This window comes from Streptomyces sp. NPDC048255, assembly GCF_040652415.1.
GTDB lineage: Bacteria > Actinomycetota > Actinomycetes > Streptomycetales > Streptomycetaceae > Streptomyces.
Map to the genome: position 1 here is coordinate 18,262 of NZ_JBEZMA010000039.1, position 19,048 is coordinate 37,309.

17 protein-coding genes are annotated in these 19,048 nt (G+C 69.7%); 5 read left to right on the forward strand and 12 right to left on the reverse strand.

Annotation, left to right across the window (positions count from 1 at the left end):
* The first annotated feature begins 102 nt into the window (after nucleotides 1–102).
* Both AB0D94_RS26080 and AB0D94_RS26085 read left to right on the forward strand, forming a co-directional pair.
* Nucleotides 103–1,965 (forward strand): DUF2075 domain-containing protein, encoded by a 1,863-nt coding sequence (locus AB0D94_RS26080; RefSeq protein ID WP_362056140.1) that lies wholly within the window; start codon nucleotides 103–105, stop codon nucleotides 1,963–1,965.
* 198 nt (nucleotides 1,966–2,163) lie between these two features.
* A complete protein-coding gene (locus tag AB0D94_RS26085; RefSeq protein ID WP_362056142.1) occupies nucleotides 2,164–2,292 on the forward strand; it encodes a DUF6408 family protein in 129 nt (42 codons plus the stop codon).
* A gap of 53 nt (nucleotides 2,293–2,345) precedes the next feature.
* On the opposite strand, the gene AB0D94_RS26090 is transcribed toward AB0D94_RS26085, so the two are convergent.
* The 3 genes from AB0D94_RS26090 to AB0D94_RS26100 form a co-directional block, all read right to left on the reverse strand.
* Nucleotides 2,346–4,490 carry a DUF2075 domain-containing protein gene (locus tag AB0D94_RS26090; RefSeq protein WP_362056144.1) on the reverse strand — a complete coding sequence of 715 codons (2,145 nt, stop codon included), beginning with the start codon at nucleotides 4,488–4,490 and terminating at the stop codon, nucleotides 2,346–2,348.
* Nucleotides 4,491–5,330: 840 nt separating this feature from the next.
* Complete coding sequence (locus AB0D94_RS26095; RefSeq protein WP_362056146.1) at nucleotides 5,331–6,662, reverse strand: class I SAM-dependent RNA methyltransferase; 1,332 nt, start codon at nucleotides 6,660–6,662, stop codon at nucleotides 5,331–5,333.
* Between the two features lie 108 nt (nucleotides 6,663–6,770).
* Nucleotides 6,771–8,825, reverse strand: a complete 2,055-nt coding sequence (locus AB0D94_RS26100; protein ID WP_362056148.1) for an APC family permease — start codon at nucleotides 8,823–8,825, stop codon at nucleotides 6,771–6,773.
* A gap of 231 nt (nucleotides 8,826–9,056) precedes the next feature.
* Here AB0D94_RS26100 and AB0D94_RS26105 point away from each other — a divergent pair, with 231 nt between their 5' ends.
* A complete protein-coding gene (locus AB0D94_RS26105) occupies nucleotides 9,057–9,725 on the forward strand; it encodes a TrkA family potassium uptake protein (RefSeq protein WP_362056150.1) in 669 nt (222 codons plus the stop codon).
* A complete protein-coding gene (locus AB0D94_RS26110; protein ID WP_362056152.1) occupies nucleotides 9,722–10,384 on the forward strand; it encodes a TrkA family potassium uptake protein in 663 nt (220 codons plus the stop codon). The genes AB0D94_RS26105 and AB0D94_RS26110 overlap by 4 nt, the downstream gene beginning before the upstream one ends.
* A gap of 167 nt (nucleotides 10,385–10,551) precedes the next feature.
* Here AB0D94_RS26110 and AB0D94_RS26115 read toward each other — a convergent pair whose 3' ends face one another.
* The 7 genes from AB0D94_RS26115 to AB0D94_RS26145 all read right to left on the reverse strand — a co-directional run bounded on the left by AB0D94_RS26115 (nucleotide 10,552) and on the right by AB0D94_RS26145 (nucleotide 17,174).
* Entirely contained in the window at nucleotides 10,552–11,292 is a 741-nt protein-coding gene (locus AB0D94_RS26115; RefSeq protein WP_362056154.1) for a DUF3159 domain-containing protein, read from the reverse strand.
* Between the two features lie 3 nt (nucleotides 11,293–11,295).
* A complete protein-coding gene (locus AB0D94_RS26120) occupies nucleotides 11,296–11,715 on the reverse strand; it encodes an OB-fold nucleic acid binding domain-containing protein (protein ID WP_362056156.1) in 420 nt (139 codons plus the stop codon).
* Between the two features lie 24 nt (nucleotides 11,716–11,739).
* Nucleotides 11,740–12,426, reverse strand: a complete 687-nt coding sequence (locus AB0D94_RS26125) for a response regulator (protein WP_362056158.1) — start codon at nucleotides 12,424–12,426, stop codon at nucleotides 11,740–11,742.
* Nucleotides 12,423–15,047: a sensor histidine kinase KdpD gene (locus AB0D94_RS26130; RefSeq protein ID WP_362056160.1), complete on the reverse strand. Its 2,625-nt coding sequence runs from the start codon at nucleotides 15,045–15,047 to the stop codon at nucleotides 12,423–12,425. Before AB0D94_RS26130 ends, AB0D94_RS26125 begins: the two co-directional genes overlap by 4 nt.
* A 207-nt stretch (nucleotides 15,048–15,254) precedes the next feature.
* Nucleotides 15,255–16,043 carry a DUF3710 domain-containing protein gene (locus AB0D94_RS26135; RefSeq protein WP_362056162.1) on the reverse strand — a complete coding sequence of 263 codons (789 nt, stop codon included), beginning with the start codon at nucleotides 16,041–16,043 and terminating at the stop codon, nucleotides 15,255–15,257.
* 1 nt (nucleotide 16,044) lies between these two features.
* Nucleotides 16,045–16,590 (reverse strand): dUTP diphosphatase, encoded by a 546-nt coding sequence (gene dut, locus AB0D94_RS26140; protein ID WP_362056164.1) that lies wholly within the window; start codon nucleotides 16,588–16,590, stop codon nucleotides 16,045–16,047.
* Nucleotides 16,590–17,174, reverse strand: coding sequence for a PaaI family thioesterase (locus tag AB0D94_RS26145; protein ID WP_362056166.1), 585 nt, complete (start codon nucleotides 17,172–17,174; stop codon nucleotides 16,590–16,592). The genes dut and AB0D94_RS26145 overlap by 1 nt, the downstream gene beginning before the upstream one ends.
* 58 nt (nucleotides 17,175–17,232) lie before the next feature.
* Between AB0D94_RS26145 and AB0D94_RS26150 the strand changes: the two genes are divergently transcribed.
* A complete protein-coding gene (locus AB0D94_RS26150) occupies nucleotides 17,233–17,703 on the forward strand; it encodes a DUF3093 domain-containing protein (RefSeq protein WP_362056168.1) in 471 nt (156 codons plus the stop codon).
* Nucleotides 17,704–17,731: 28 nt separating this feature from the next.
* Here AB0D94_RS26150 and AB0D94_RS26155 read toward each other — a convergent pair whose 3' ends face one another.
* Both AB0D94_RS26155 and AB0D94_RS26160 read right to left on the reverse strand, forming a co-directional pair.
* A complete protein-coding gene (locus AB0D94_RS26155; protein ID WP_362056170.1) occupies nucleotides 17,732–18,649 on the reverse strand; it encodes a hypothetical protein in 918 nt (305 codons plus the stop codon).
* A 12-nt stretch (nucleotides 18,650–18,661) separates the two neighbouring features.
* A complete protein-coding gene (locus AB0D94_RS26160; protein WP_030036261.1) occupies nucleotides 18,662–18,958 on the reverse strand; it encodes a DUF4193 domain-containing protein in 297 nt (98 codons plus the stop codon).
* Between the last annotated feature and the right edge of the window lie 90 nt (nucleotides 18,959–19,048).

Sequence of the window (19,048 nt, forward strand, 5' to 3'; positions counted from 1 at the left end):
AGACATCTCAGCGGCCCGCCGGGCTTCCGCTCCACTTCACGTGGCACCGAAGGACACGCCCCCACCCGCACGAGCTACTCCGTGCTGCCTGGGGGCGATTCCTTGCTGTTCCGTGAGTCCGCCGCGTCCTTGGCCAACCGCACCCCCCTCGAGGGGCGGCTGGTGGAGCTTCTCAGCGAGAACTTCCTTCACCGGCATGGCCACAAGCCGCACGCTGCGGAGGTTCGCTCCTGGGAGCGGAGCATTCCCGCGCTCACCCATGCTTTGGTCGAAGCGGGTCTCGGTGAGGTCGAGATGCTGCTGGAGTACGGACTGCCGCTGACGAGCAAGCGCGCGGACGTGATACTGGCCGGTGTGCATCCGGCATCCGGCGAGTCGTCGTACGTCGTCGTGGAACTCAAGCAATGGAGCGAAGCCCACCCGTTGGAGGATGATCCGCTGCGGTGCAGCGTGCCGTCCTACCGCGCACCCGTCCTGAACCCCATCGAGCAGGTGCGGGGTTACTGCGACTACATGGTCTCGTTCAACGGAGCCCTTGAGCGCAATCCCGATTCGATCGTCGGAGTTGCCTTCCTGCACAACGCGACGGAGTTCTTGGTCGCGGGACTGCGAGAGGTCGAGGAGGACCACCGCGGCCGCATGTTCACCGGTGATCAGCGCGGCGCCTTCCTCGACTACCTGCGTTCGAGGTTGGCCGCCAAGCCGGGTGCTGCCGCCGCGGATGACCTCCTGCAGGCCAGGGTGCGGCCGTCCAGGCAGCTGATGGCCGTGGCTGCCGATGAGGTCCGCGACCGGGAACAGTTCGTATTGCTCGACGAGCAGCGGCTCGCCTACGAGACGGTGATGGCGGCAGTCCGCAAGGCGCGCCGCTCCAAACGCAAACAGGTGGTCGTCGTAACCGGCGGGCCCGGATCCGGCAAGAGCGTGATCGCCCTGTCCGTGCTTGGCGACCTGTACCGGCGCGGTGTGCCGGCTCTCCATGCCACCGGATCGCAGTCGTTCACGAAGACCATGCGCAAGGTCGCGGGCGCCCGCAAGCCGGAGGTCCAGCGCCTGTTCCGCTACTTCAACAGCTTCATGGAGGCCGAGCCCAACGACATCGACGTGCTCGTCTGCGACGAGGCACACCGGCTCCGCAAGACCTCCGCCAACCGCTACACCAAGGCCGGCCTCCGGACGGGTCGCCCACAGGTGGCGGAACTGATCGACGCGGCCCGGGTCCCGGTGTTCCTTCTCGACCAGCACCAGGTGGTGCGTCCGGGCGAGATGGGAACGGTCGAGCAGATCAGGCAAGCCGCGCACGAACAGGAGGTGGACTTCACGCTGGTGGAGCTGGACAGCCAATTCCGGTGCGGAGGCAGCGACGCCTACCTGGGCTGGGTGACCGGTCTCCTCGGCCTCGATGGCGACGGGCCCGTCGAATGGGAGCCGGACGGGAAGGTCCAGCTGCTGACGGTCGACAGCCCGCAGGAGCTGGAGAACTGCCTTGGCGACAAGCGCGCGCAGGGGTACGGCGCCCGGCTCTCCGCCGGCTACTGCTGGAAGTGGACCACCAAGATCACTCCTTCGATGACGACCCTGCCCGCTGACGTGGTCATCGGCGACTGGTCGAGGCCGTGGAACCTGTACGGCGACCGATCCCTTCTGGGTGCACCGCCGGCTCCGCTCTGGGCCACCGATCCGGCCGGCTTCGGGCAGGTCGGATGCGTGTACACCGCCCAGGGCTTCGAGTACGACTGGTCGGGCGTGATCATGGGCCCGGACCTGGTCTGGAGGACCGACCGCTGGGTGGCGGACCGTACCGCCTCGAAGGACCCCTCCTTCACGAAGGCGACGCCTGAGGAGGACGTCGACCGTCTCATCCGCAACACGTACAAGGTGCTTCTGACTCGCGGCATGATCGGAACGGTCGTCTACTCGACGGACGCCGAAACCCGTCAGAAGCTCCGCTCGCTGATTCCCTGAGCCACGGACCCGGTCTGCGGCTAGCATGATCTCGCTGCGCACCTTCCCGGAGGGTACGAGGCTAAGGTTCATGCGACAGGCCGAACAGGCTGTGAGCGACGGATGGTTGTGCCCGTCGTCTGGTGACGGACGACGTGAGCGTGGCTGCCCGGTAGGGCGCCCCCTGCCATTCCGAACTCACAGCCCTGGAGTGGCCGTATGACCCCCGTCGAGTACAAGCCTGCGCGTCGTGAACGGATTCGCGGAATCCTGATCGACATCGCTGTCGGAGTCGTCTCCAGTCTTCTGGTGACGGTGCTGACCGCGGTGGCAGACCTGTTCTTCTGAGCAGGTACGTGGCGGGCCCGGAGAGCCCGCCACCCCACTGTCCGCGCCCGGTGTCAGAAGAGTCGGAGATCAGGGCCCGACGTCTTCCGCCGCTGGCGGTTGCGTCTCCTGTTGGCCCGCGGCAGGTGCGCTGTGCGAGCCTCCTTCGGAAGGTTCAGCCGCGTGGGCCGAAGCCCGTGGATCTCCACCAGACCGACCAGCTTCTTCAGATAGGTGCGGGTCTCCTCGTCCGTGGAGTACAGCACCGTCGCACGGCTCGCGCGGGTCAGCAGCACGTGATACGCCTGCCGGACCAGCCGCGCGAAGTCGTCGTCGTCCACACTGGACGCACTGACCTTCGGATCGAGCGATCCCGGCAGATCGACGCGCTTGATGTCCGAATCGGGGCCTTCCTTGCGTTCCTTGCCACGCTGGAACACCCACTCATCGCCGCGGCGCACCATGTCGTCACCCATGATCACCCCGCACCAGTCCCATTCCAGGCCCTGCGCCGTGTAGACACAGCCGATCTGGCCGAGGCCGTTGGGATGAACGGACCAGATGTCCGACGGCGGAACCCCGTCCGCGCAGTAGCTCTCGCTCTTCGCGTTCCACGGCCTGTGCCACTCTCCGATGCGGACATCGGCTTCCAGACGCTTCTCCTCGCCCATGGGTTCCGTCCAGGGCCAGCAGTACCCCGCGACCATGCGTGCGGACGCGCCGGCCCCGGCCTCCGTCCTGATGATCCGTTCGAGCTCCTCCGGGGTCTCCGCCACCTCGACATGCATCAGCCCGTCCGCCCTCCAGGACTGGGGCTCCTCGTCCGTCCTCCAAGGCTTCGGCTCCTCGTCCGTCACGCCCAGGAGTGCGCGTACCCAGCGGATGTACGAGCCACTGCCTCCGCAGCGGAACTGCTCGCGCAGGCCATACTCGAGCAGGTCGGCACAACGGCGCGCGGCCGCATCCTTGATCAGCTCGACGGTGCCGACTTCCTTCGGCCGCACGGACTGGCCTTCGTCCAGGAAGAACACCGTCAGGCGTGACGCGTCGAGAAGCTCGTCCACCTGCGGCCCCTTCCCCCACTTTTCCCGTTGCTCCGGTGTCCAGAACCGGTTCGTCGAGCGGTCCCGCAGGCGATGCGCCTCGTCGCAGATCAGAACGTCCACCGGGGGCACCGAGGTGTCGACGAAGTTGCTGAAGTAGGTGAAGGTCTCCCTGAACTCTTTGTCCCCGTAACCGACATGTTCCTGAATGGCCGCGTTGAATGCCCTGCTCCCGCTGGCGTACTTCACGGTTCGCCCCTGCGCCTCGAGCTGTGCCTTGACCTGTAGGCCGATGGCACTCTTGCCGGTACCGGCGCCACCTGTGACCAGGAAGACCACTCGCCTCTCGTCCGGAACCAGCGCGGGATGCTCCGGGTCGGGAAGGATCTTGAATGCCGCTTCGAGAATCTGTTCCGCGACCGCCTTCTGTCGGCCTCGGAGGACGAAGACGGTGTCGTCGCCTCGGGACCAGTTCATGGCGTCGAGCAGTGGTGTATTGCTCAGACCCATGGTCCGCAACATGGTCGCGGCCTCGGAAGCACCGCCCTCGGGGGCGAAGCTTGCCCTGAGGTCATCGAGGAACTGGGCACGCCGGTCGGCCGTGTACACGCGGGCGTACGCGCCCGTGGGCGCATCTACACCGATGAGCGGACGTACGGAGTCGTCCGTGGCGTTGTGGAGATAGGCGAACCCCCCACACTCGAATTCTTCGTTCTCAAAGGGCCCCTTGTCACTCGTGAACGCCTCGTAGTACTCACGCAACTGCAACGCAGGATGTTTCTTGGCACCCAGGCCCGGCACGTGCACCAGTTCCGCAGTGGCTCGCTCGATCCTGGTCACCCTAGACCAGCGCTTCAATTCGACGAGTTGCACGGACGGCCGGTTCTCCTGCGGATGCCGGCCGACCAACACGACATCGATGAGCCGGGGTTCCGAGCGGTCTGACTCGTCGATGGTGGCGGCGCACTCGACGACCATCTCCACGTTCCCGCGGTCGGCAGCGACCAGATCGTTCGCAAGACTGATCAAGCTCTCCGCCCATGCGGAGCGCTCGGTGACCGAGGCGTCCGAGCCTCGGAAATGCCTCCAGCGAGCAGCAAGGTGCGGCACCATGTGGCGGCGCGTATGCAAGGTGAGCAGATCCTGCGCTGACAGCTTCAGCAGGAGCAAGGACACGAGATGGTTCCCCCAGGGCACGAGTAGCTCGTGCGGGTGGGGGCATGTCCTCGTGGGAAGCCCGTCGGGCCGCAATCGGTTTCGGTGATCTTAGGCAAGGCGGCGGCGACCGGGAAACGCCGCCACGGCCGTCGGCCGGAACCATGACCATATAGGCCGGATCACACCCGAGCTGGCCCAGCCTCTCCCTGCCTGGCTCGCTCGGCCTCCCCGGATGCCACTGCCCACCGTTGAGATCAGCTGAGTGCGTTTTCCACTGCCGGATGGCCGAGCCGGTCAGCTCTCAGCAGCAAGCAACGAAGCGGGCGCCGCACATGCGGGAAGACCGGTGAACAGCCAATGCCGAGTCCGTTTCCGAATATGAACAGGCCGCCCAGTCGAAGTCCCCGTGGTAGCGGGGTACGACTCCGCCTTCGTGCAGGTGCGCAGAAAACGAGAGCGACGGCGGACGGCTGGCCCTGGAGGCAGACCAGCGGCGGCCCGCGTGCCGTGCGAGTCCGCAGCCGCAGCGGATACTGCCAGGTTCTCGCAGATCCGGACGGGCAGAGCCGCTACTTTGTGTTGCCCTCGTCCCGGGCGAACTTGCTTTCACAGGTCCGGCCTCCCAGCCCACACTGTCAGGAACGGCCCCAGGCGCGTCCGTGCACACGTCTTGGGCCGCTCTCGCGGAGCTTCATGACGAGCGTCAGCATCCCGAAGAGCGCACGGGTGCTGCTAGCGAAGGCGGCGTCGCCCTACCTAAACCACAGGGTCACGGGCCTTCAGCAGGTGCCGCACGCCTTCACCTTGTGCTTGCCCGGAAACAGGTCGAGCACCTGGACAGGGCCGAGAAACCGCAGGTCAGGCGCCCTTGGCGATCGGCTCAAGGATCGCCACGCACTCCACGTGATGGGTCATCGGGAAGAGGTCGAAGACGCGCAGGGTGCGGACCTTGTAGCCGTTGTCCTTGAAGTAGGCCAGGTCGCGGGCCAGGGCCGCCGGGTCGCAGGCCACGTAGGCGATGCGGCGGGCCGAGAGGCCCGCGATGTGGCGGACCGTCTGCTTGCCCGCGCCCGCGCGGGGCGGGTCCAGGACGACCAGGTCGCATTCGGTGATGCCGGTCTTCGGCAGGATCTGCTCGACCTTGCCCTGCTCCACGCGGACCCGCGGGAAGTCCGCAAGGTTGTGGCGGGCGTCCTCGACCGCGCGCTTCGTCGACTCGATGCCGAGTACCGCGCCCGTCTCGCCGAGCCGCTCGGCCAGCGCGCCCGCGAAGATGCCGACGCCGCAGTACAGGTCGAGGGCCATCTCGCCCTTGCGCGGCATCAGGCCCTGCATGACGGCCTTGATCAGGGTGTCGGCGGCCTGCGGGTGGACCTGCCAGAAGCCGCCCATGCCGACCCGGTAGGTACGGCCGTCCGCGCGCTCGCGGACGAAGGGGCGGCCGTGGACCCGGTGGACCCCGCCGTCCTTCTCCTCGACCCGGAGCACCGAGACCGGCTTGTCCAGCTCGACGAGGGGCAGGCGGCCGCCGGGGCGCGGGGTCAGGACGACCTGGCGGTCGCCGGAGCCGGTGGCCGCGATGGCCTCGACGGTGGCCATCTGGGGCCAGTCCTGCTGCTCGATGCCAAGCTCGCTGACTCCGGGAGCGGCAATCATGCAGTGGTCGACGGGCTCGATCTCGTGCGAGCGGTGCTTGCGCAGGCCGACGCGGCCGTCCTCGTCGATGGCGAACTGGACCCGGGTGCGCCACTGCGGGACCTGTCCGGCGGGGAGCTTGTCGCCCTCGGCCGGCATGACGGTGCCGTCCCAGCCGGCCTCCTCCGGGGTGAGGCCGGCGAGCCGCTTCAGCTGCTCGGCGACGACCTCGCCCTTGAGCCGGCGCTGGGCGCCGGGCTTGGCGTGCTGCCAGTCGCAGCCGCCGCACTTGCCGGGGCCGGCGTACGGGCAGGGGGCCGGGACCCGGTCCTTGGAGGCGTCGAGGACGGTGATCGCGTCGGCGCGCAGGTAGCGGGAGTCCACGTCGCCCTCGGTGACCTTCGCGACGACCTTCTCGCCGGGCAGGGTGTGGCGGACGAACAGGACGCGTCCGTCTTCGGTCCGGGCGATGCAGTGCCCACCGTGCGCGACGGGGCCGACCTCGACCTCGTACTCCTCCCCGACCAGTGACTGCTTCTCGTTCTGCTCGGTCATGGTGGGGAGGCTCCAAAGATCAAAGGATCAAATGCTTCAACGCGAAGAACGGCCGGACGACCGACCCACCAGTTTACGTGGATCTCGTCCGGCCGTTCACCACCCCGCTCAGCGCTTGGCGGCAGGGTCCTTCGGCGGTCGCGGCGTGTCGACCGGGCCGCGGCGGACCGCACCCGGGGCGTTCCACTCCTGCCGCTTCTTCGCCCGCCTCTTGGCGAGTTCCGAGGACTCCAGCTGGTAGGGCACCGAGGTGACCATCACGCCGGGGGTGAAGAGCAGCCGGCCCTTGAGCCGCAGCGCGCTCTGGTTGTGCAGCAGGTGTTCGTACCAGCGGCCGACGACGTACTCGGGGATGTACACGCTGACGGCGTCGCGCGGGTTCTCGCTGCGCAGGCCCTTCACGTACTCCACGACCGGGCGGGTGATCTCGCGGTACGGCGAGTCGAGGATCTTGAGCGGGACGTTGATCCCGCGCCGCTCCCACTCCTCGCGCAGGGCCTTGGTCTCCACCGCGTCGACGCTGATGCTGAGCGCCTCCAGGGTGTCGGAGCGGGTCAGCTTGGCGAAGGCCAGGGCGCGCAGGGTGGGCTTGTGGACCTTGGAGACCAGGACGATCGAGTGGACCCGGGAGGGCCGCACGCTGTCGTCGCTCGGGCCTTCGGCCGCGGCGATCTCGGCGGAGACGCGGTCGTAGTGCTTGCGGATCGCGGACATCGTGCCGTAGAAGATCACCATGCCGAGCAGGGCGACCCAGGCGCCGTGGGTGAACTTGGTGGCCAGGACGACCACCAGCACCATGCCGGTGAAGAAGGCGCCGAAGGTGTTGATGGCCCGGGAGCGGTGCATGCGGCGGCGGGCCGCCGGTTCGCGCTCGGTCTTCAGGTGGCGGTTCCAGTGCCGGACCATGCCGATCTGGCTCAGCGTGAAGGAGACGAAGACGCCGACGATGTAGAGCTGGATCAGCTTGGTCGAGTCGGCGTCGTAGACCCACACCAGCAGCATGGCGGCGCCCGCGAGGAGCACGATGCCGTTGGAGAAGGCGAGCCGGTCGCCGCGGGTGTGCAGCTGGCGCGGCAGGTAACGGTCCTGGGCGAGGATCGAACCGAGCAGCGGGAAGCCGTTGTACGCGGTGTTGGCGGCCAGGAACAGGACCAGCGCGGTGGCGGCGGCGAGCACGATGAAGAGGAAGCTGCCGTTGCCGAAGACGGCCTCCGCCACCTGGGAGATCACCGGGTGCTGGACGTAGCCGTCACCGACCGGGGTGCCGTTCTCCAGCAGGTCGGTGGCGGGCTTCTCCGCCATCTTCACGTCGGTGGCCATGGCCAGGCCGATGATCCCGCAGAACATGGTGACGGCCAGGCCGCCCATGAGGGCGAGGGTGGTGGCCGCGTTCTTGCTCTTGGGCTTGCGGAACGCGGGGACACCGTTGCTGATGGCCTCGACGCCGGTCAGGGCGGCGCAGCCGGAGGAGAAGGCCCGCAACAGCAGGAAGACCAGCGCGAAGCCGGCCAGTCCCTCGTGCTCGGCCTTGATCTCCAGGTCCGCGGTGGGGGCCTTCATGGTGTCGTCGAGGACGATGCCCTTGTAGGCGCCCCAGGCGATCATGACGAAGACGGCGCCCACGAAGACGTACGTCGGGATGGCGAAGAGACTGCCGGATTCCTTCACGCCGCGCAGATTCATCAGCGTGAGCAGCAGAATCATGATCACTGCCGAGAGCACCTTGTGCTCGATGACGAAGTCGACCGCGGAACCGAGATTCTCGACTCCGGAGGAGATCGAGACGGCGACGGTCAGGACGTAGTCGACGAGCAGTGCGCTGGCCACGGTGAGACCGGCCTTGGGCCCGAGGTTGGTGTTGGCGACCTCGTAGTCACCGCCGCCACTGGGATACGCGTGGACGTTCTGGCGGTAGGAGGCGACGACGGTGAACATCAGCACGACGACCGCAGCGGCGATCCATGGGCTGAACTGGTACGCCGACACACCCGCGATCGACAGGACCAGCAGGACTTCGCCGGGGGCATATGCCACCGAGGAGAGCGGGTCGGAGGCGAAGACGGGAAGGGCGATCCGCTTGGGAAGAAGGGTTTCTCCGAGGCGGTCGCTGCGCAGCGCCCGGCCGATCAGGATCCGTTTGGGCACGTCGGTCAGTTTGGACACGCAGAGGATCGTAAGCGTTCGAAATCAGCCTGACGAACCGCATGCCCCTTCGTACGGCAATTCGCCTCCGATACGCCGCCCATACGCCGCCCATACGCCTCCGACTGGGCCCGAAGACGTCACATCGGTGACCACCCGTGTGTAGCTTGGGCCATGGTCTGAGACCCTGTTAAGCCAGAGCATGCAATGAGGCTGGGAACCAGCGAGCCGCTGACAGCCGGAAGGACGGCCGTGCACATCGTCATTATGGGCTGCGGACGAGTGGGTTCTGCCCTCGCGCAGACCTTGGAACAGCAGGGGCACACGGTCGCCGTGGTCGACCAGGACCCCACCGCATTCCGCCGGCTGGGTGCCGGATTCGGCGGGCGCCGCGTCACCGGGGTCGGCTTCGACCAGGACACCCTGCGCGAGGCCGGGATCGAGGAGGCGGGGGCCTTCGCCGCGGTCAGCAGTGGTGACAATTCCAACATCATCGCCGCCCGCGTGGCCCGGGAGATGTTCGGCGTCGAGAACGTCGCCGCCCGCATCTACGACCCCAAGCGCGCCGAGGTCTACCAGCGCCTGGGCATCCCCACCGTCGCCACCGTGCGGTGGACCGCCGACCAGATGCTGCGCCGGCTGCTGCCGTCCGGCGCCGAGCCCCTGTGGCGCGACCCCAGCGGAGCGGTGCAGCTCGCCGAGGTGCACACCTCCACCGCCTGGGTCGGCCACCGGATCAGCAAGCTGCAGGAGGAGACCGGCGTACGGGTCGCCTTCCTCACCCGCCTGGGCGAGGCCGTGCTCCCGACGTCGGCGACGGTGCTCCAGGAGGGCGACCTCGTCCACGTGATGATGCGCACGGACGAGATCGACAAGGTCGAGGCGGCCTTCGCCGAAGGCCCCGAGGAGGCACACGCATGAGAGTCGCGATCGCCGGGGCAGGCGCGGTGGGCCGTTCCATCGCGGGCGAGCTGCTGGAGAACGGCCACGAGGTACTGCTGGTCGACAAGGCGCCGACCGCCATCTCCGTGGAGCGGGTGCCGCAGGCCGAGTGGCTGCTGGCCGACGCCTGCGAGATCACCTCGCTGGACGAGGCCGCGCTGCAGCGCTGCAACGTGGTCATCGCGGCGACGGGTGACGACAAGGTCAACCTCGTCGTCTCGCTCCTCGCCAAGACCGAGTACGGGGTCCCCCGCGTGGTGGCCCGCGTCAACAATCCGAAGAACGAGTGGCTCTTCAACGAGTCCTGGGGCGTGGACGTCGCCGTCTCCACCCCGCGTCTGATGTCCGCCCTGGTCGAGGAGGCCGTCAGCGTCGGCGACCTCGTACGGCTGCTGCGCTTCAGCCACGGCGACGCCAACCTGGTGGAGCTGACCCTGCCGTCGGACTCCTCGGTGGCCGGCACCCAGATCAGCGAGATCACCTGGCCCGAGGACACCTCCCTGGTCACGATCATCCGCGGCAACCGGGTCCTGACCCCGCACGGGGAGGAGACCTTGGAGCCGGGTGACGAGCTGCTCTTCGTGGCCGCCCAGGCCCGTGAGGAACAGCTGGAGGACCTCCTCCAGGCCCGCCGTTAGCCCTGCGGGCACGCTCGCACGACGAAGGGGGCGGGGCGACCGGTGGTCGCTCCGCCCCCTTCGTGTTGTCCGGGCCGTCGCCGTTCGCTGCGGCTCCGCTGCTGGGGCTCCGCCCCAGGCCCCGCGCCTCGAACGCCGGCGGGGCTGGATGGTGCGGCGGGGCTACATCAGGACCGGTTCTCCCGGGCCGCGGCGGTACGGGCCTTCTCCGCGGCCTCCTCGGCCTCGTACTCCGCGATCACGTCGATCGGCGGCGGGGCCTTTGCCAGGAACACCCAGGTGAAGTACACCGCGAGCACCATCGGCGGGAGCTTGAGCGCGATCAGGACCCAGCCCAGCTGCGTCGCGTCCCCCCACCAGTACAGCGGGAAGAGGATCGCGTACTTGGCGAGGAAGATGATCCCCCAGGCCAGGCTGGCCTTGGTGTAGGCCTTCTTCCGTCCCGGGTTGCGGGTGCGCCAGGACAGGTTCTCCCGGAACACCGGCCCCAGGACCACGCCGAGCAGCGGGAAGCCCACCAGTGCGGAGACCGTGAAGGCCACGCCGAGACCGGCGCCGTAGATCATGCCGGGCAGGTAGAAGCCCTTCGCGCTGCCCGTGAAGAGGGCGAAGGCCACGCCGACGCCGACGCCGAAGACCCCGCTGAAGGCGTGCTTCACCGTGTCCTTGCGCAGCAGCCGGACGATCACCAGCAGGACCGCGACCGCGCCCGCAGCGATGGCGGACAGCTTCACGTCCTTGTTGATCGTGTAGATCATGACGAAGAGCAGCCCGGGGAGCATCGTCTCCACGGTGCCCCGGATGCCCCCGAAGGCGTCGAAGAGCGCCGCCTGGGTGACCGCGTTCTGGTCCTGGGCGGCCGGGGCGGAGGGGTCCTGCGGGGTGGTCGGTTTGTCGAGTGACGTCACCGGTCAGTGCTCCTGTCCGAGCGGTCGGAGTTCGTACTTGGGGTTGAAGAGCACCCGGCGGCCGTGACTCATCGAGATGCGCCCGGAGGCGATCATGCGGCGGCCGGGCTCGATTCCCACGATCGAGCGACGCCCGAGCCAGACCACGTCCAGCGCGGCCGAGCCGTCGAACAGCTCGGCCTCCAGGGCGGGGACGCCCGCCCGCGGCCGCAGGGTGACGGTACGCAGGGTTCCGGTCACCTTGACTATCTGGCGGTCGTGGCAGTCGCAGATCCGCGTACACCCCGCGGCTTCTGCGTCCTCCTGCAGCTCCGCGGAATGCAGCTCCTCCTGGGAGGTGGAAAGCCGCTCTATCATCCGGCGGAACCGGCCCGCCGGCCTGATCGGCTTGGCGGGCTTCCCGGGACGCGGTTCAGCACTCATACAGGAAGCGTACCGGCGCCCCCACTACCTCTCGAAGCGGTATCCCATGCCCGGTTCCGTGATGAAGTGCCGCGGGTGCGAGGGGTCCGCCTCCAGCTTGCGGCGCAGTTGTGCCATGTAGACCCGCAGGTAGTTGGTCTCCGTGCCGTACGAGGGCCCCCAGACCTCCTGGAGCAGCTGCTTCTGGCTGACCAGCTTGCCGCCGTGGCGGACCAGCACCTCCAGCAGGTGCCACTCGGTGGGCGTGAGCCGTACGTCACGCCCCTCGCGCACGGCCTTCTTGGCGGCCAGGTCCACCGTGAAGCCGTCGGTCTCCACGATCACCTCCTCCTCCGCGGTGCCGGCGGCCGGCTCGGCCCGGCGGACGGCGGCGCGCAGCCGGGCCAGCAGCTCGTCCATGCCGAAGGGCTTGGTGACGTAGTCGTCGGCGCCCGCGTCCAGGGCCTCGACCTTCTCGTCGGAGGTGTGGCGGGCCGAGAGGACGAGGATCGGAACCCGCGTCCAGCCGCGCAGCCCCTTGATCACCTCGATCCCGTCCATGTCGGGCAGGCCGAGGTCGAGGACGACCACGTCGGGGTGGCGGGCGGCCGCGAGCTCCAGGGCGCTCGCCCCGTCGGCGGCGGCGTCGACCTCGTACTTGCGTGCCTTCAGATTGATCACGAGGGCTCGGACGATCTGCGGCTCGTCTTCCACCACGAGCACCCGGGTCATTGAGGTCCTGCCTTCTGTCGCATCGTCCGATCACGGTCGTGATCACGTTCCACTCTCTCCGCGCCGGCGTCGCCGCCGCGGGCCCCGCCGTCCGCCGTGACCGGTGACGGCGTACCGTCCCGGGTCACGGCGCGCAGGGTGAGCACCATGGTCAGCCCGCCTCCGGGGGTGTCCTCGGCGGCCAGGGTGCCGTCCATGGACTCCGCGAAGCCCCGGGCGACCGCGAGCCCGAGGCCCACCCCGGCCCCGCGCGGGGCGTCCCCGTGCCGCTGGAAGGGGGCGAAGATCTTGTCCTTGGCCTCGTCGGGCACGCCGGGCCCGCGGTCGACGACCCGCACCTCGACCCGGTCCCCGAGGAAGCTGGCCGCCACCAGGACGGGCTGCCCCCGCGGGCTGTACTTGACGGCGTTCTCCACCACGTTGGCCACGGCCCGCTCCAGCAGCCCCGGGTCGACCGCCACCATCGGCAGCGTCTCGGGCACGTCCAGCACCACGCTGTCCTCCGGTACGCCGCCCAGCGCCATGGGGACCACCTCGTCGAGGTCGATCTCCCTGATCAGCGGGGTGACGGTGCCGGTCTGGAGCCGGGACATGTCCAGCAGGTTGCCCACGAGGTGGTCGAGCCGGTCGGCGCCGTCCTCGATGCCTTCGAGCAGTTCGGCCCGGTCCTCCTCGGACCACTCCACGTCGTCGGAGCGCAGGGAGCTCACCGAGGCCTTGATGGATGCCAGGGGCGTACGGAGGTCATGGCTGACGGCGGCCAGCAGCGCGGTCCGGATCCGGTTGCCCTCGGCCAGCCGGCGGGCCTCCTCGGCCTCCCCGACCAGCCGCTGGCGGTCCAGGACCACGGCGGCCTGGGCGGCGAAGGCGCCGAGCACCCTGCGGTCCTCGGCGGGCAGCACCCGCCCGGACAGGGCCAGTGCCATGTGGTCCCCGATGGGCATGTCCACATCGGCGTCCTCGGGCCGGGCCACCGGGCTCGGGCCGACGCTGGCGGCCCGTTTCCAGTCCTCGACGTCGCCCGCGCGTTCGAGCAGGGCCACGGACTCCATGGCGAAGGTCTCGCGCACCCGCTCCAGCAGCGCGTCGAGCGTGGTCTCCCCGCGCAGCACGCTGCCGGCCAGGAAGGAGAGGATCTCGGACTCGGCGCGCAGCCGCGCGGCCTGGTGGGTGCGCCGGGCGGCCAGGTCCACCACCGAGGCCACAGAGACGGCGACCCCGAAGAAGACGGCGATGGCCACGATGTTCTTGGGGTCGGAGATCGTGAACCGGTGCAGCGGCGGCGCGAAGTAGTAGTTGAGCAGCAGGGACCCGAAGGCGGCCGAGGCCAGCGCCGGCCACAGCCCGCCCAGCAGCGCGGCCGCCACCGTCAGTGCCAGGAAGAGCAGCATGTCGTTGGCGAGCCCGGGGTCCGCCTCGATGTGGGTGAGCAGCAGGCAGAGCAGGGCGGGGAGGAGCACGCCCACCACCCAGCCGGCCACGATGCGGGGCCGGCCGAGGCGGGCCGCCGAGCGGACCACGGGCAGGCCGCGGCCCTTGGCGGCCTCTTCGTGCGTGACGATGTGGACGTCGAGGTCGGGCCCCGAGTCGCGGGCCACGCTGGCGCCGACCCCGGGCCCGAAGACGTACTGCCAGGAGCGGCGGCGGCTGGAGCCGAGCACGATCTGGGTGGCGTTGACCCCGCGGGCGAAGGCGAGCAGTGCCTCGGGGACGTTGTCGCCGATCACATGGTGAAACGTTCCGCCCAGGTCTTCGACCAGCGTCCGCTGGACCGCGAGCTCCTTCGGCGAGGCCGCGGTGAGCCCGTCGCTGCGGGCGATGTAGACGGCCAGGATCTCGCTGCCGGAGCCCTTGGCGGCCATCCGGGAGGCCCGCCGGATGAGCGTGCGCCCCTCCGGCCCGCCGGTCAGCCCGACGACGATCCGCTCGCGCGCCTGCCAGGTGGAGCGGATGCCGTGCTCGCCCCGGTACTGCTGGAGGTACTCGTCCGCCCGGTCGGCCACCCACAGCAGCGCGAGCTCGCGCAGGGCGGTGAGGTTGCCGGGGCGGAAGTAGTTGGACAGGGCCGCGTCGACCTTGTCGGACTTGTAGATGTTCCCGTGGGCCATGCGGCGGCGCAGCGCCTGCGGGGACATGTCGACGAGCTCTATCTGGTCCGCCCGGCGGACCACCTCGTCCGGCACGGTCTCCCGCTGCCGGACCCCGGTGATCGACTCGACCACGTCCCCGAGCGACTCCAGGTGCTGGATGTTGACCGTGGACACGACGTCGATGCCGGCCCGCAGCAGCTCTTCCACGTCCTGCCAGCGCTTGGCATTGCGCGAGCCCGGCACGTTGGTGTGCGCGAGCTCGTCCACGAGGGCGACGGCGGGTCTGCGGGCGAGCACCGCGTCCACGTCCATCTCGGTGAAGGCCGCGCCGCGGTACGCCAGCGTCCTGCGCTCCACCTGTTCCAGCCCGTGCAGCATGACCTCGGTGCGCGGCCGCCCGTGGTGCTCGACGAAGCCGACCACGCAGTCGGCGCCCCGCTCCACCCTGCGGTGGGCCTCGGAGAGCATCGCGTAGGTCTTGCCCACGCCGGGGGCCGCGCCCAGATAGATCCTCAGCCTGCCGCGTCCCATGCGCCCATTCTCAGGGACGTCCGCGCCGTTCACGCACCGATGAGGGCCTGCGGGGGCATCCCTGACGGATTCCTGACGCCCGCACGGCGCGTCCACCGCGCACGCACGCGAACGGCCGGTGGGCCCCACCCCGAAGGAGTAGGGCCCACCGGCCGAAAACATGCGTCTGCCCCGCCTGCGAGGGGGCGGCGCGAGGTCAGCGGACCGTCAGCGGACCTCGGTGATCTCCGGACCGCGCTCCAGCTGGCCCATGCCGCCGCCGAAGCGGGAGCCTTCCTGCTCCTCCGTCTGCACGCCGTCCGGCACCATCTGGGCGTCGTTCGGCAGCTTCAGGACGATCGGGTCGCGGGGGGCCATCGGGCCGTCGCCACGGACGACGACGGTGTCCCGGAAGATCTGCTCCAGCACGCCCGCCGACTCGGGACGCACCGCGCCCTGGCCGGAGATGACACCGCGCAGGAACCAGCGCGGGCCGTCGACGCCGACGAAGCGCACCAGCTGGGCGCCGGCCTGCCCGTCGGGGAGCTGTACGGGTACCTGGGCGCGGAGCTCCCAGCCCAGCGGGCCCTCGGCCTCGTCGATGAGGCCGCCCTGCTGGGTGATGCCCGTGGCGATCTCGTCGCGGACCTCGCCCCAGATGCCCTCCTTCTTGGGCGCGGCGAAGGCCTGCAGCTGCACGGCACTGTCGCCGAGGACCACGGTGGCGGCCACGATCGCGTCACCGGCGACCTCGACGCGCAGCTCCATGCCCTCGACACCGGGTACGAGGATGCCGCCCAGGTCCACCCGGCCGTCGGCCGGGTTGCCGAGCACCTCGGAGACGTCCCAGGGGCCGTCGGGCCGCGGGGCCGGCGGCAGGTTCACCCGGCGCGGCTTGGCCGCGGCGTCGTCCTGACCCTCGGCATCGTCGAACTCGTCGGCGCCGGCGCCGTCAACGACCTGCTCGGCCGCGCCGCCGTCCTTGGCGGAGTCGTTCTTCTTGCGACGTCCGAACACGTCACTGTCCTTCCCGGTCGGTTACGACCGAAGCGTAGCCATTCCCACCCTGCTGACCAGCGCCGGATCCGGCCACGGCCGCATGACCGCCGGTGGAGCCGAAACCCCCCTCGGCCCGGGCCGAGCCGGGAAGTTCCGCCACCTCGTGGAAGCGCACCTTCTCGACCCTCTGGACAACCAGCTGGGCAATGCGGTCGAAACGCTCGAACCGGACGCTCTCGCGAGGGTCGAGATTGACCACGATCACCTTGATCTCCCCACGGTACCCGGCATCCACCGTCCCCGGGGCATTCACGAGCGCGAGCCCGCAGCGGGCGGCCAGGCCCGAGCGCGGGTGCACGAAGGCCGCGTACCCGTCGGGCAGGGCGATGGACACCCCGGTGGGGAGTACCGCGCGCTCTCCGGGCTCCAGCTCGGCGGCCTCGGTGGTCACCAGGTCGCAGCCGGCGTCGCCGGGGTGACCGTAGGCCGGAATCGGGACCTCCGGGTCGATCCGGCGGATCAGCACGTCGATGTCGTGACGCGCCGCGTTGTTGTTCAGGGACATCAGGGGTTCACCTCAAAGGCGCGTGCGCGCCTGACCTGGTCCGGGTCGGCCATCGCCGCCCGGATCTCCTCGGGCCGACCGTTGTCGATGAAGTGGTCGACCTTCACTTCGATGAAGAGGGCGTCGGCGCGCACCGCGACCAGGCCCTCCGGGCCGCCTATCCGGCCCACGGCCGTGCAGTAGATCTTCCGGCCGGCGACGGCGGTGACCTCGGCCTCGAGGTACAGCAGCGTGCCCACGGGCACGGGCCGCACGAAGTCGGTCTCCAGCCGGCCCGTCACCGCGATGACGCGCAGCAGCCAGTTCAGGGAGCCCAGCGTCTCGTCGAGCGCGGTGGCCAGGACGCCGCCGTGGGCGAGGCCGGGTGCCCCCTGGTGGGCGGGCTTGACGGTGAACTCGGCGGTGATGCGCACGCCCTCGCCCGCCCGGGCCTCCAGGTGGAGTCCGTGCGGCTGCCCCTCGCCGCAGCCGAAACAGTGCTCGTAGTGCGCGCCGAGCAGCTCCCCGGGTGCCGGGGCATCGGGATGCCGGACCGGCGCGGTGGCGTCGGCCGGGGGCGTCAACGCTGTGTTTCGTCCACTCACAGCCGCAGACCTTACCCGCGCGGCTACCCACCGGTCGCCTCGTGGCAGGCTTGGCCGTATGCAGCTCTCCCCCGCGCACCACGACGAACGTCTGACCGCCCCCCGCTCCTGGTGGGGCATCGCCGTACTCATCGGTCTCGCGTGCGCGCTGATGCTGCTGCCGCTCGGCACCCTGCCGCTGCTGGCCGGGCTGGTCGGGGGCGCCGCGCTGTCGGGGCTGCTGGTGAGCTCGTACGGCTCCGCGCGCGTGCGCGTGGTGAACGGAGCGCTGGCGGCGGGGGACGCGCGGATCCCGGTGACGGCCCTGGGCGAGCCCGAGATCCTGGACGCCGAGGAGTCGCGCGCCTGGCGCACGTACAAGGCCGACACGCGCGCCTTCATGCTGATGCGCAGCTACGTCCCGACGGCGGTCCGCATCGAGGTGACGGACCCGGCCGACCCGACCCCGTACGTCTACGTCTCGACCCGCGAGCCCGAGGCGCTGCGTGCGGCCGTGCTCGCGGCGAAGGCCGGCGCGTCCGCCGGCTGAGGGAGGTGCAGCGGCCCGGCGGCGGTGCTCAGCCGTGGCCGCCGTGCGGCCGTCCCTCGATGGCGTTCCTGATGCCCTCGGGAAGGGGCTTGGAGGGCTGTTCCAGGGGCGGCAGTGTCTTCAGGGCGTCCCAGGCCACTGCACGGCTGCGCAGGTCTCCGCGGACCTTCTCGGCGAGTTTCCGGGTGTCTCGGCGGTTCATGACGGCTCCGACGGCCGCTCCCACCATGAAGGGCATGAGGTTCGGCAGGTTGCGGAACATCCGCTTCATGATCTGCTGGCGCAGTTCGCGCTTCATCTGGCCGCCGAGCGCCGCGTTCAGGGTGGTCGGCTTCGTCAGGTCGACCCCGCGCTCCTCCGTCCAGGCGGTCAGGTAGGCGAGGCTGCGGTCCTTGAGGCTGCCGGGCGGGCGCAGGCCGTACACCTCGTGGAGTTCGGCGACGAGCTTCAGCTCGATCGCCGCGACGCTGGTGACCTCCGCGGCCAGCTCCGCCGGCATCGCGGGCGGAACGGGCAGCATGGCCGCCGCGCCGATGCCCGCGCCGACGGTGGACGTGGCGTTGGCGGCGCCCGCGATCAGCTTGTCGGCAAGCTGATCGGGACCGAGGCCCGGGAACTGCGCGCGCAGGGTCGCGAGGTCCCGAACCGGAACGCGCGGGGCGTTCTCGATGATCAGGTCGGTGACGTACAGGGCGGCGGCCCTGGCACTTTCGCCGCCCTTGCGTACACCGTTCTTGACGGCTTGGAGCCGACGAGCCCCGGACCGCTGCCGGGACCCCTCGCCGACCTCTGTGGCCGACGGCACCGCCGGGGCGGTGTCGGAGGGCACGGCGGGTACGCCGGGGGCTCCAGGACCCGTTTCCGGGCCCGTGATCGCCACCTGCGTCTCCGCCGGATCACCAGATTTTCGGAAGCGTCGCTTCCGAAAGGGTGTCGAGCCAGCCACGGCCGACGCCTCTCAGTCGCAGTCGCGGCAGATCGGCTGACCGTTCTTCTCGCGTGCCAGCTGGCTGCGGTGGTGCACCAGGAAGCAGCTCATGCAGGTGAACTCGTCGGCCTGCTTGGGCAGGACCCGGACGGCCAGCTCCTCGTTGGAGAGGTCCGCGCCGGGAAGCTCCAGGCTTTCGGCCGAGTCGAACTCGTCCATGTCCACGGACGAGGACGACTTCTCGTTACGTCGGGCCTTCAGCTCTTCAATGCTGTCGTTGTCGACGTCGTCGTCGGTCTTGCGTGGGGTGTCGTAGTCCGTTGCCATTGTTCGCTCTCCCCCTCTGGGTGTTAGCGGTGTCTCAGCGCACGTAACGCGCGAGAGGCCGGACTTGTGCCCGACCTGAGGCGGAGATTT

Excerpts from the sequence above, each read along its gene's own strand:
- AB0D94_RS26085 (WP_362056142.1), top strand. The coding sequence starts at position 2,164 with ATGACCCCCGTCGAGTACAAGCCTGCGCGTCGTGAACGGATTCGCGGA.
- AB0D94_RS26095 (WP_362056146.1), bottom strand. The coding sequence starts at position 6,662 with ATGACCGAGCAGAACGAGAAGCAGTCACTGGTCGGGGAGGAGTACGAG.
- AB0D94_RS26110 (WP_362056152.1), top strand. The coding sequence starts at position 9,722 with ATGAGAGTCGCGATCGCCGGGGCAGGCGCGGTGGGCCGTTCCATCGCG.
- AB0D94_RS26120 (WP_362056156.1), bottom strand. The coding sequence starts at position 11,715 with ATGAGTGCTGAACCGCGTCCCGGGAAGCCCGCCAAGCCGATCAGGCCG.
- AB0D94_RS26125 (WP_362056158.1), bottom strand. The coding sequence starts at position 12,426 with ATGACCCGGGTGCTCGTGGTGGAAGACGAGCCGCAGATCGTCCGAGCC.
- AB0D94_RS26130 (WP_362056160.1), bottom strand. The coding sequence starts at position 15,047 with ATGGGACGCGGCAGGCTGAGGATCTATCTGGGCGCGGCCCCCGGCGTG.
- dut (WP_362056164.1), bottom strand. The coding sequence starts at position 16,590 with ATGTCCCTGAACAACAACGCGGCGCGTCACGACATCGACGTGCTGATC.
- AB0D94_RS26150 (WP_362056168.1), top strand. The coding sequence starts at position 17,233 with ATGCAGCTCTCCCCCGCGCACCACGACGAACGTCTGACCGCCCCCCGC.
- AB0D94_RS26160 (WP_030036261.1), bottom strand. The coding sequence starts at position 18,958 with ATGGCAACGGACTACGACACCCCACGCAAGACCGACGACGACGTCGAC.